The sequence below is a fragment of the Mycobacterium sp. E3247 genome (assembly GCF_001667785.1).
Classification (GTDB): domain Bacteria; phylum Actinomycetota; class Actinomycetes; order Mycobacteriales; family Mycobacteriaceae; genus Mycobacterium.
Map to the genome: position 1 here is coordinate 39394 of NZ_LZJG01000116.1, position 11126 is coordinate 50519.

11 protein-coding genes and 1 pseudogene are annotated in these 11126 nt (G+C 68.3%); 3 read left to right on the forward strand and 9 right to left on the reverse strand.

Annotation, left to right across the window (positions count from 1 at the left end; genetic code table 11):
* Window positions 1–28 precede the first annotated feature (28 nt).
* The 3 genes and pseudogenes from A9X04_RS06155 to lepA all read right to left on the reverse strand — a co-directional run bounded on the left by A9X04_RS06155 (window position 29) and on the right by lepA (window position 3534).
* On the reverse strand, window positions 29–808 hold the full coding sequence (locus A9X04_RS06155) for a sensor domain-containing protein (RefSeq protein ID WP_067918720.1): 780 nt from the start codon (window positions 806–808) through the stop codon (window positions 29–31).
* Window positions 808–1533, reverse strand: coding sequence for a sensor domain-containing protein (locus A9X04_RS06160; protein ID WP_067918749.1), 726 nt, complete (start codon window positions 1531–1533; stop codon window positions 808–810). Before A9X04_RS06160 ends, A9X04_RS06155 begins: the two co-directional genes overlap by 1 nt.
* A gap of 5 nt (window positions 1534–1538) precedes the next feature.
* A pseudogene (gene lepA / locus A9X04_RS06165) lies at window positions 1539–3534 on the reverse strand (translation elongation factor 4).
* Between lepA and A9X04_RS06170 the strand changes: the two are divergent.
* Window positions 3516–4115, forward strand: a complete 600-nt coding sequence (locus A9X04_RS06170; RefSeq protein WP_067918724.1) for a type II toxin-antitoxin system PemK/MazF family toxin — start codon at window positions 3516–3518, stop codon at window positions 4113–4115. The pseudogene lepA and the gene A9X04_RS06170 overlap by 19 nt on opposite strands.
* Before the next feature lie 78 nt (window positions 4116–4193).
* Here the strand turns inward: A9X04_RS06170 and A9X04_RS06175 are convergent, their stop codons facing one another.
* A complete protein-coding gene (locus A9X04_RS06175; RefSeq protein WP_067918750.1) occupies window positions 4194–4622 on the reverse strand; it encodes a CBS domain-containing protein in 429 nt (142 codons plus the stop codon).
* 197 nt (window positions 4623–4819) lie between these two features.
* Between A9X04_RS06175 and A9X04_RS06180 the strand changes: the two genes are divergently transcribed.
* Window positions 4820–5659: a ribonuclease Z gene (locus A9X04_RS06180; RefSeq protein WP_067918726.1), complete on the forward strand. Its 840-nt coding sequence runs from the start codon at window positions 4820–4822 to the stop codon at window positions 5657–5659.
* A 28-nt stretch (window positions 5660–5687) separates the two neighbouring features.
* On the opposite strand, the gene A9X04_RS06185 is transcribed toward A9X04_RS06180, so the two are convergent.
* The 3 genes from A9X04_RS06185 to A9X04_RS06195 are packed head-to-tail and all read right to left on the reverse strand — an operon-like array spanning window position 5688 to window position 9177.
* Window positions 5688–6527: a transglutaminase family protein gene (locus A9X04_RS06185; RefSeq protein ID WP_067918728.1), complete on the reverse strand. Its 840-nt coding sequence runs from the start codon at window positions 6525–6527 to the stop codon at window positions 5688–5690.
* The gene (locus A9X04_RS06190) at window positions 6527–7504 is read right to left on the reverse strand and encodes an alpha-E domain-containing protein (protein ID WP_067918730.1); all 978 of its coding nucleotides are present in this window, start codon (window positions 7502–7504) and stop codon (window positions 6527–6529) included. Before A9X04_RS06190 ends, A9X04_RS06185 begins: the two co-directional genes overlap by 1 nt.
* Window positions 7504–9177, reverse strand: a complete 1674-nt coding sequence (locus A9X04_RS06195; protein ID WP_067918732.1) for a circularly permuted type 2 ATP-grasp protein — start codon at window positions 9175–9177, stop codon at window positions 7504–7506. The genes A9X04_RS06190 and A9X04_RS06195 overlap by 1 nt, the downstream gene beginning before the upstream one ends.
* Before the next feature lie 146 nt (window positions 9178–9323).
* Between A9X04_RS06195 and rpsT the strand changes: the two genes are divergently transcribed.
* Complete coding sequence (rpsT, locus tag A9X04_RS06200; RefSeq protein WP_067918734.1) at window positions 9324–9584, forward strand: 30S ribosomal protein S20; 261 nt, start codon at window positions 9324–9326, stop codon at window positions 9582–9584.
* 13 nt (window positions 9585–9597) lie between these two features.
* Here rpsT and holA read toward each other — a convergent pair whose 3' ends face one another.
* On the reverse strand, window positions 9598–10557 hold the full coding sequence (gene holA / locus A9X04_RS06205) for a DNA polymerase III subunit delta (protein ID WP_156764237.1): 960 nt from the start codon (window positions 10555–10557) through the stop codon (window positions 9598–9600).
* Between the two features lie 30 nt (window positions 10558–10587).
* Window positions 10588–11126, reverse strand: a 539-nt coding sequence (locus A9X04_RS06210; RefSeq protein WP_197509064.1) for a ComEC/Rec2 family competence protein, incomplete at its 5' end; no start/stop codon positions are given.

Here is an 11126-nt window from a genome sequence, read left to right on the forward strand (position 1 = left end):
AAAGTCCCAGCCTGGTGCCAGCTGCGCGTCAGCTCAACGCGCTGACCTTGTCCATCAGCGCGTGCGCGATGTCGATGGCGCTGTGGTGTACGTCACCGGTTCCCTCGTCCCTCGGTTGCGTCGCGCCGAAGAACGCGACGTCGACTTCGACGAGGCAGTTCCCCCGAATGCCGAGCGCGCGCGCTTCGGGGCGCGGTCCGCTGGACGGTAGGCCGGGCAACTGGGTATCGATCGAAAGGGTCGCACCCACAACCGAATCGGTGACGCGCACGTCGGAGATGTTGTCGGAGAAGACGATTGCGGGGCGGTCGGTGATGATGCTGGGACGCCCGATGGTCACGGTGGTGCCGTCGCAGTCGCGCCACTGCTGGGTGAACTGCTGGAACAACGCGGCGGCCCCACCGGCGCTGGACAGGGCGACCACGCCCTCGGCCACGCTGATCACCTTCGCCGGCCCGCGCAGGTTCCACCACGTCTCCCGCGCCGCGTTCTTGACGTCGCCGGATTGGTAGGCGTTCTTGACCATCATGGAGGTGACGCCGATGCAGTTGAGGGGTGAGACCGCCCCGAACGCGGGCGGCAACACCTCGGGCCCGCCGAAGCGCCCCGGAAGTTCGGTCTTGGCCACGAAGGACTGACCGAGCAGCTTCGACAGCTCGCCGTCGTCGAGGAGCACCTTCTTGACGGCCTGCCCGGTGACCGGGTGGGGCTTCAAACCCGGCGCGGGGCGCGCGGTGCCGGCGACGGTGCAGCCGGTGGCCAGCGCTACGACGGCCAGGCAGGCGAGGACGATGCGGCCGGTTCTCATCAGTTGTTGCTCGAGACTTTTCGCAACATCGCCTCGACGACGTCGATGGCCCTGCTCCCGGCTTGCACATGCGGGCCGTCGGCGACTTTGACGTCGGCGACGACATCGGCGCGCACGCCCACGGCCCGCTCGTCCGGGGCCGGCCCAGTGTGATGGTTGTCCCACGCGCTGACGGTCGCCGACAGGACCGGCCCGTCGACGCGGATACCGGTCGCCTTGGAATACAACTCGGTGTTGCTCGAGTCGTGGGTGTACATCGTGACGGTGACGCCCTCACAGCGTTGCCATTGCGTGACGAACGACGCGAAGAGCCGTTGCGCGTCGGCCGGCGACGCCAGCTTGATCGCCGCCGCCGTAGCACTGGACACCGCCACGCCGGAGTCGTAGTTCCAGTAGTCCTCCGTCGCGACGGCACGGACGTGGCCGGGTTCGTAGACGATGCGCATCGCCGGCGCGACGAGCCCGAGACATTCGATGGGTGCGGCGCCGCCGCTGTCGCGAATCCCGTTGGGCAGCATATCGATATCTCCAACCAACGGGGGGGCGTGTGGCGGCAGCTGGTTGCCGACGGCCGCGCTGACCTCCTCGGTGTCCGGCAGGATTTGCTCGAGCGGCAGCGCTGCTCCGCCGAGATGCCCGGCGCGCGTGGCCGTGCCGGTGACGGTCGTGACGCATCCGGTGCTCAGCAGGCCGATACCAGCCACAGCAGCGGCCCGCGTGAGCATCACGGCTACTTCTTGCCCTTCTCACCCGCGGCGTCGGTGGACAGCGCCGCCACGAAGGCCTCCTGCGGCACGTCGACCCGCCCGATGGTCTTCATCCGCTTCTTGCCCTCCTTCTGCTTCTCCAGCAGTTTGCGCTTGCGGGTGATGTCCCCGCCGTAGCACTTGGACAGCACGTCCTTGCGGATCGCCCGAATGTTCTCGCGGGCAATGATTTTCGATCCGATGGCCGCCTGCACCGGCACCTCGAACTGCTGGCGCGGAATCAGCTCTTTGAGCTTGGTGGTCATCTTGTTGCCGTACGCCGATGCCCCGTCTTTGTGGACGATCGCGCTGAACGCGTCGACGGCCTCGCCCTGCAGAAGGATGTCGACCTTGACCAGTTGGGCCTCCTGCTCGCCGGCCTCCTCGTAGTCGAGGCTGGCGTAGCCGCGGGTTCGCGACTTCAGCGAGTCGAAGAAGTCGAAGATGATCTCGCCGAGCGGCATGGTGTAGCGCAGTTCGACCCGCTCGGGTGAGAGGTAGTCCATGCCACCCAGCTCGCCGCGGCGCGACTGGCAAAGCTCCATGATGGTGCCGATGAACTCGCTGGGCGCGATGATGGTGGTCTTGACGACGGGCTCGTAAACCGTGCGGACCTTGCCCTCGGGCCAATCGGACGGGTTGGTCACGATGATCTCCGTCTCGTCTTCCTTGATGACGCGGTAGACGACGTTGGGTGACGTCGAGATCAGGTCCAGATCGAACTCGCGTTCCAGGCGTTCGCGGGTGATCTCCATGTGCAGCAGGCCCAGGAAGCCGCACCGGAACCCGAAGCCCAGCGCCACCGACGTTTCTGGCTCGTAGGTCAGGGCCGCGTCGTTGAGCTGCAGCTTGTCCAGCGCATCACGCAGGTCCGGGTAGTCGGAGCCGTCCACGGGATACAGGCCCGAGTAGACCATCGGCTTGGGTTCGCGATAACCCGTCAGCGCCTCGGTGGCGCCGTGCCGGGCCGTCGTCACCGTGTCGCCGACCTTGGACTGGCGGACGTCCTTCACGCCGGTGATCAGGTAACCCACCTCACCCACTCCCAAGCCCTCGCTGGGCTTCGGTTCGGGCGAGACGATGCCCACCTCGAGCAACTCGTGGGTGGCGCCGGTGGACATCATCTTGATCCGCTCACGCGGGACGATCTTGCCGTCCATCACCCGGACGTAGGTCACCACGCCGCGGTAGATGTCGTAGACGGAGTCGAAGATCATCGCGCGGGTGGGCGCGTCGGCGTCGCCCTGCGGCGGGGGCACCTCGCGCACCACATGGTCGAGCAGGTCGGCGACGCCCTCCCCGGTTTTGCCGGACACCCGCAGCACGTCGCCGGGTTCGCAGCCGACGATGTGGGCGAGTTCGGCGGCGTAGCGCTCGGGGTCGGCCGCGGGCAGGTCGATCTTGTTGAGCACCGGGATGATGTGCAGGTCGCGGTCCAGCGCCAGGTAGAGGTTGGCCAGCGTCTGCGCCTCGATGCCCTGGGCGGCGTCGACCAGCAGCACCGCGCCCTCACACGCCTCCAGCGCGCGAGACACCTCGTAGGTGAAGTCGACGTGGCCCGGGGTGTCGATCAGGTGCAGGACGTAATCGGTTTGATCGACGCGCCACGGCAGCCGCACGTTCTGCGCCTTGATGGTGATCCCGCGCTCCCGCTCGATGTCCATCCGGTCCAGGTATTGCGCGCGCATTGACCGCTCATCGACGACGCCGGTGAGCTGAAGCATCCGGTCCGCCAGCGTGGACTTGCCGTGATCGATGTGGGCGATGATGCAGAAGTTCCGAATCTGCGCCGGCGCGGTGAAGGTCTTGTCGGCGAAACTGCTGATGGGAATCTCCTGGTCTGCACATGCTTGCGGCCGCTTGAACACCGGCTCATGGGTATGTCCAGGGTATCCAGGGCCGGCCGCCGAGACCTACTCGGACACAATCGCGCCCGGGCGCGGCGCGTCTATGCTGCGAATATGGCGTCTGCCCGCAAATCCCAGTGGAAGACGTTCCAGCGGTTCGCGGAAAACCTGGTGTTCGACCGGGCCCCGCGACTGGCCCGGCACGTGCAGAACTCGCAGTCCGTGCTGCGGGAACTGCAACAGGCCGTCAAGATCACCGCGAACGTCATCGCGGCCGCCGCGCCGCAACAGCCCGCGATCGCGGCGGGCCGCCCGGTGACCAACACGAGCTTTCCCACCGCGCAGCGCGCGCGCAAGCTGGTCTACGCGCCCGACCTCGACGGCCGGGCCGATCCCGGCGAGATCGTCTGGACGTGGGTGGTCTACGAGGACGACCCCACGCGCGGCAAGGACCGCCCCGTGCTGGTGGTCGGTCGCGACCGCCGCGTCTTGCTCGGGTTGATGGTGTCCAGCCAGGAGCGCCACGCCGAGGACCGGGACTGGATCGGGATCGGTTCCGGCGCGTGGGATTACGAGGGCAGACCGAGCTGGGTCCGGTTGGACCGGGTGCTCGACGTGCCCGAAGAGAGCATTCGTCGCGAGGGCGCGATCCTGGACCGGGAGATCTTCGACGTCATCGCCGCCCGGCTACGGGCGGACTACGCCTGGAGCTAGGACTCCCGCCGAACGTGTAACCACGGCGAAAAAACGGCCGAATCTTCGCCCTGAGTGCACGTTCGGCGAACCGGCGGGTCAGCCCTGGGTGATGTAGGACTGCAGCTGCTGCTGCTCGGCCTCGAGCTCTTCCATGCGGGTCTTCACCACATCGCCGATGCTGACGATGCCGATCAGCTTCTTGCCGTCGAGCACCGGCACGTGGCGCACCCGGTTCTTGGTCATCAGCACGCTCAGGGAGTCGACCGTGTCGGCTTTGGTGCACGTGGCGACGGTGACGGTCATGATCTTGGAGACCGGCCGCGACAGCACGCTGGCGCCATGGGTGTGCAGCTGGCGCACCACGTCACGCTCGGAGACGATGCCGACGACGCCCTCGTCGCCGACCACCACCATGGCCCCGATGTTCTGCTCGGCGAGGCCCGCGAGCAGCTCTTTGACCGTCGCCTCGGGGTTGATGGTCACCACCGCCGCGCCCTTGTTCCGCAAGACGTCTGCAATCCGCATCAAGGCCTCCAAGCCGGTTGTGATCCGCTTCACATCAGGCTACGGCTAACTTGCGCGGCGCAAAAGCCGCGACGAGAACCGGTGGCCGATCCGTGTCCATACCCTGACGTCGTCGTTCGAAACCACCCCGGGGCCGCGTCGGCCCGGATCGCCCGATTGAGCTGCCGCCGCGCGCCCGGGCTTGCAAGATAGGGGCCATGATCGAGATCACGCTGCTGGGAACCGGGAGCCCGATCCCCGACCCGAACCGTGCCGGGCCGTCGACGCTGGTGCGCGCCGGCGGCCAGGTTTTCCTGGTGGACTGCGGGCGTGGCGTGTTGCAGCGCGCGGCGGCGGTGGGTGTGGGCGCGGCCGGATTGTCGGCGCTGCTGATCACCCATTTCCACAGCGACCACATCGGGGATCTGGGCGATCTGCTCATCACCCGGTGGATCAGCACCTTCGCACCGGATCCCGCACCGCTGCCGATCATCGGACCGCCCGGGACCGCGGAGACGGTGGAGGCGACGCTGCACGCGTTCCGCCACGACATCGAGTACCGGATCGCCCATCACGCCGACCTGAACGCCCCGCCGGCGGTCGAGGTCCACGAATGCACGGAGGAGATGGTGTGGGACCGCGACGGGGTGTCGATCCGCGTGGCCCCGACCGATCACCGGCCGGTCGCGCCGACCGTCGGGTTCCGAATCGACTACGGGGCCGCGTCGGTGGTGCTGGCCGGGGACACGGTGCCCTGCGCCGGCCTCGACCAGCTGGCGGCGGGCGCCGGCGCGCTGGTGCACACCGTGATCCGCAAGGACATCGTCGGCAACATCCCGCAACAGCGGCTCCAGGACATCTGCGACTACCACTCGTCGGTCCAGGAAGCGGCGGCGACGGCGGCGCGCGCGGGAGTCGGCACCCTGGTCATGACCCACTACGTGCCGGCGCTGGTGCCGGGCCAAGAAGAACAGTGGCGGGCGTTGGCGGGCTCGGAGTTCGGCGGGCGGATCGAGCTGGGCGACGACCTGCACCGCGTCGAAATCGACGCGCCTTAACGGTCATTCGGGAGGTCGCTGCGCCGGGCTACGCCAGCCGGGTGACCTCCACGACGACGTCGAGATCGGTCGCCCCCTGACCGGAGTAGATGCCCTTGAGCGGAGGCACGTCGGTGTAGTCGCGACCGGCACCTACGCTGACGTACTGCTCGGAGATCTCGGTTTCGTTGGTCGGGTCATAGCTCCACCAGCCGCCCGTCCAGGCCTGGATCCAGGCGTGGCTGCGCCCGTCGACGGTGTCGCCGATGACGGCGTTGCGCTTGGGATGCAGGTAACCCGACACATAGTGCGCGGGAATCCCCATGGCCCGCAACAACATCAGCGACAGGTGGACGAAGTCCTGGCAGACGCCCCTGCCCTCGTTCAACGCGTCCAGTCCCGACGAGTGCACGCTGGTGGTTCCCGGAAGATATTCCAGCTCGCCGCGCACCCAATGGGCCGCGGCGGCGACGGCCTCTACGGGCCGGTGGGATTTGACGATCTTTTTCGCCACCGACCCGACCTTCTTGCTCGCCGGGGTGTGCGCGGTGGGACGTAGCAATTCGTCGAACCGATCGATCACCGCCTCCGACCGCAGTTCGCTCCAGTCGACGTCGGTCACCGGCGGTTCGGGCCCCTCCGTTTCGACCACCGAGGAGGACGTCACCGTGAGGTCGGAGTGCGGCGCGTGCAGATCGAAAGCCGTTACGGCCGTGCCCCAATAGTCGACGTAGCGATAGGACCGCGTCGCGGGGATGGTTTCGACGCGATTGAGGATGACGTTCTGCCTGGAGTTCGACCGCGGGGTCAGCCGCGCTTCGTTGTAGGAGGCGGTGACCGCCGACTGGTATGCGTAACCGGTGGTGTGCACCACCCGCAGCCGCCACATCAGTTGTCCCCCGGCCGGCCGACCAGCCGGGTCCGATCGCCGGCGTCGGACCACGCCACCCAGGGGGTGACGTGAAAGTACTGGACCGACAATGCTTCTCCTACCTCGTGACAGGTTCGCTGCAGCCCGGCCAGGCGGAATTCCAAGGACTCCAGGAGCACACCGGGCTGCACGAATTCCAGTTCGCTGCGGGCCTGGCCAAGCAGCCGCTGCGCCTCCCCCGTCGCCCCGATCCGGCTCTGCCGATTGTGCAGCAGCTCGTCGAGGTTGTGTTCGGCCAGCCGCAGCGAATAGAACACCGACCGCGGGAAAAGCCGGTCGAGCATCATGAATTCGACGACCCGGCCGGCGTCCAGCACGCCGCGGTAGGTGCGCAGGTAGGTGTCGTGCGCGCCCGCGGAGCGCAACAGCGTCACCCATGCCGGCGACGACGCGCTGTCGCCCACCCGGGACAGCAGCAGCCGCACCGTCATGTCGACCCGCTCGATCGCGCGGCCCAGCACCATGAAGCGATAGCCGTCGTCGCGCGACAGCGTCGAGTCGGCCAGCCCGGCGAACATCGCTGCCCGGCCCTCGATGTACGCCAGGAATTCATGTGGCCCAAGGCGTTTGGCGGCGCGCTCGCGTTCGGGCAGGGCATGGTAGGTGGTGTTCAGGCACTCCCAGATCTCGCTGGACGTCACCTCCCGGGCGGACTTGGCGTTTTCGCGCGCCGCCGTGATGGCGTCGACGATCGACGAACCCCCGGATGCGTTGGTGCTGAAGGCCACCAGGTCGGTCAACGACCACACGTCGAGGTCGTGGGTGGGGGGATCGATGCCGAGCACCCGCAGCAGCAGGCGGGACGCCTGGTCGGGGTCGACGCTGGAATCCTCTAGCAGCTGGTGCAGGACCACGTCGAGAATGCGCGCCGTGTCGTCGGCGCGCTCGACGTAGCGCCCGATCCAGAACAGCGCCTCGGCATTGCGGGCCAGCATCAGCGCCTCCCCCGCCGCTGTTGCTGCTGGAGCTGCTGTTCCTGGGGCAACTCCGTGAGTTGCGACTGTGTTTGCGACATCCGCTGCCCGCCGTCGAGCGCCGGGTCGGGAATGGACTCCGGCAGCGAGCGCACCACTTCGGCCGCGCCGAGCTCCCGGTCGCTGTCCGAGCCCCGCGATGCCAGCACCCAGGTGTCCTTCGAGCCACCGCCCTGGCTGGAGTTGACCACCCGGGAGCCCTCGACCAGAGCCACCCGGGTCAGCCCGCCGGGCAGCACCCACACGTCGTCGCCGTCGTTCACCGCGAAGGGCCGCAGGTCGACGTACCGGGGCGCCAGGGTGTTCCCGATCTGCGTCGGCACTGTCGAGAGCTCCATCATCGGCTGGGCGATCCAGCTGCGCGGGTCGTCGCGGATCTTCTTGGCCACGGCGGCCAGCTCTTTGTCGGATGCTTCCGGCCCGAACACGATGCCGTAGCCGCCGGACCCCTCGACCGGCTTGAGCACCAACTCGTCGATCCGGTCCAGCACCTCTTCGCGTTCGTCGTCGAGCCAGCACCGATACGTCTCGACGTTGGCCAGCAGCGGCTTCTCCCCCAGGTAGTACTCGATCATGGTGGGCACGTAGGTGTAGACGAGCTTGTCGTCACCCACACCGTTGCCGATCGCGCTGGAGACGACCACGTTGCCGGCGCGCGCGGCGTTGACCAGGCCGGCCACCCCCAGCACCGAGTCGGCGCGGAACTGCAGCGGATCCAAGAAGGCGTCATCGATGCGCCGGTAGATGACGTCGACCTGCACCTCGCCGTCGGTGGTGCGCATGTAGACCTGGTTGTCCCGGCAGAACAGGTCGCGACCTTCGACCAGCTCGACGCCCATCTGCCGGGCCAGCAGCGAGTGCTCGAAGTAGGCCGAGTTGTACACCCCGGGGGTCAGCACCACCACCGTCGGGTCGGCCTCGTTGGTGGCCGCGGAGTTGCGCAGGGCCCGCAGCAGGTGCGAGGCGTAGTCGTCGACCGCGCGCACCCGGTGCGTGGCGAACAGGTTCGGGAAGACCCGCGCCATGGTCCGCCGATTCTCCATAACATACGAGACGCCCGACGGCGACCGCAGGTTGTCCTCGAGGACACGGAAAATGCCCTTCTCGTCGCGGATCAGGTCGATGCCGGCGACGTGGATGCGGACGCCGTTGGGCGGGACGATGCCCATCGCCTGGCGGTGGAAATGCTCGCAGGAGGTGATCAGCCGGCGGGGAATGATGTCGTCGTTCAGGATCTCCTGATCGCCGTAGATGTCGTCGAGATACATCTCGAGCGCCTTGACGCGCTGGATGATGCCACGCTCCAACCGGCTCCACTCGGCGGCCGAGATCACCCGCGGGACCAGGTCGAGCGGAAACGGCCGCTCCTGGCCCGACAGCGAGAACGTGATGCCCTGGTCGAGGAATGCGCGGCCCAGGGCCTCCGCGCGCGCCTTGAGCTCCGAGGCGTCCGACGGCGCGAGCTCGGCGTAGATGCCCTTGTAGGGGCCCCGGACGGCGCCCTGTGCGTCGAACATCTCGTCGAAGGCCATCGAATAGATGTCCGACGACGTGTTGTACCCGCCGAAGATCCGCTCGGCGCGCGCAGCACGCAACCCCCGCCTGTTTTCCTCAAGCTGGCTCGGAAGACTCACTTTTCAGATGCTGCCTCAAATTGACGTTAGGGCAGGCCACGGGTTCCCGTTTTGGGAGAAAACGTAACCGACTGATAACCTGGGCAGTCGCTGTGGTGATATCCGGCACCCATACAAACGTCGAATCGAAGAAGGAACTTACAAGCGTGGCCAACATCAAGTCGCAGCAGAAGCGCAACCGCACCAACGAGCGCGCTCGCCTGCGCAACAAGTCGGTGAAGTCTTCGCTGCGCACCGCTGTGCGTGCATTCCGCGAGGCCACCCACGCCGGCGACAAAGAGAAGGCCACCGAGTTGCTTGCGGCGACCACCCGCAAGCTGGACAAGGCCGCCAGCAAGGGCGTGATTCACAAGAATCAGGCGGCCAACAAGAAGTCGGCCCTGGCCCGGGCGCTCAACAAACTCTGAGCCCGGCCCGCGCTCACCGGCCCCGGTGGGCGGCCAGCTCGGCCACCGTCCTGACCGCCGACTCCAACGCGTAGTCGGCGTCCGCCGCCGCTCCTTTGACGTTGGCGTTGAGCGTCGCCACCACCTTCATCGCCGCCGCAACACTCTCGCGCGACCAATACCGCGCCTGCTTCTGGGCCTTCTGTACCCGCCAGGGGGGCATCCCCAGCTGCGAGGCCAGCCGATAGGGATCGCCCGACAGCGGGCCGACCCGGCCGATCGTGTGGACCGCTTCGGCGAGCGCGTCGGCCAGCACCACCAGCGGCTCACCCCGCATCATCGCCCACCGCAGCGCCTCGGCGGCGCCCGCGACGTCACCGGCCACCGCCTTGTCAGCGATGTCGAACCCCTTCACCTCGGCCTTGCCGCTGTGGTAGCGGCGGACCGCGGCGGCGTCGACGACCCCGCCGGTGTCGGCGACCAACTGCGAACAGGCCGCCGCGAGCTCCCGCACGTCGGAGCCGACCGCGTCCAGCATCGCGGTCACGGTGTCCTCGTCCACCTTGACCCGCAGCGCGCGGAACTCCTTGCGGACGAAGTCGATTCGCTCGCTGGCCTTGGTGATCCGCGCGCAGGGGTGCACGACGGCACCGAGCGACTGCAGCTCGGTGGCCAGCGCCTTGGCGCGCCCGCCGCCCGAATGCACGACCACCAGCATCGTGCCCAGCGGGACGTCCGCCGCGGCGGCGGCGATCACCGCGGCCGCCTCCTTGCCCGCTTCCCCGGCGGCCTCCAGCACGACGATGCGCTCATCACCGAACAGCGACGGGCTCAGCAGTTCGGCGAGCTCGTAGGTGCTGACGTCACCCGCCCGCATGCGGCTGACGGGGACGTCGGCCTCGTTCTGCGAACCGGCCCGCCGGCGCGCCGCCCGCAACACGTCGGCCACCGCCCGCTCGACCAGCAACTCCTCGTCACCCAGGACCAGGTGCAACGGCGAATCCTCGCTCACCCCACGATGGTGTCACGGCGGACCGACTACGCCGCTCTGAGGATCCAGGGCCGTCGACAACCACCAGGCCAGCGCGCAGAGCACAGCCGTCAATGCGGCCACCCGGGCGGCGGCGCCGGACCGGCGGCGCCCGCGCAGCCGGGTGACCGCGACGACGATCAGCGCGGTAACCCCCGCGACCAGCAGCACTCCGGGCACCCCGGCCGGAACGGGCACCGTCGCCGCCGGCGCGCCGGCCGACCAGTGCGCCACCCGCACCACCCACCACAGTTCCGGGCCGGTGAAACGGATCAACAGCTGGGCGCCGGCCGGCCACGGCACGCTCAACACCGACGCCGCGCTGCCGAGCACGGTGATCGGCGCGATCGCCGGGGCCGCCGCGAGGTTGGCGCCGACTGCGACCAGGCTGACTCGCCCGGAAATACCCGCCACCAGCGGGGCGGTCACCACGTGTGCGGCCACGGCGATCGCCAGGGCGTCGGCGAGCGGCCTGGGGCAGCCCCGGCTCACCAGGCGCCGTGACCAGACCGGCGCGATGACGACCAGCGCGG

What these genes read in the sequence shown, in the direction of transcription:
- A9X04_RS06155 (WP_067918720.1), bottom strand. Translation starts at nt 808, where the DNA reads ATGAGAACCGGCCGCATCGTCCTCGCCTGCCTGGCCGTCGTAGCGCTG.
- A9X04_RS06160 (WP_067918749.1), bottom strand. Translation starts at nt 1,533, where the DNA reads ATGCTCACGCGGGCCGCTGCTGTGGCTGGTATCGGCCTGCTGAGCACC.
- A9X04_RS06170 (WP_067918724.1), top strand. Translation starts at nt 3,516, where the DNA reads ATGGCGTCTGCCCGCAAATCCCAGTGGAAGACGTTCCAGCGGTTCGCG.
- A9X04_RS06175 (WP_067918750.1), bottom strand. Translation starts at nt 4,622, where the DNA reads ATGCGGATTGCAGACGTCTTGCGGAACAAGGGCGCGGCGGTGGTGACC.
- A9X04_RS06180 (WP_067918726.1), top strand. Translation starts at nt 4,820, where the DNA reads ATGATCGAGATCACGCTGCTGGGAACCGGGAGCCCGATCCCCGACCCG.
- A9X04_RS06185 (WP_067918728.1), bottom strand. Translation starts at nt 6,527, where the DNA reads ATGTGGCGGCTGCGGGTGGTGCACACCACCGGTTACGCATACCAGTCG.
- A9X04_RS06190 (WP_067918730.1), bottom strand. Translation starts at nt 7,504, where the DNA reads ATGCTGGCCCGCAATGCCGAGGCGCTGTTCTGGATCGGGCGCTACGTC.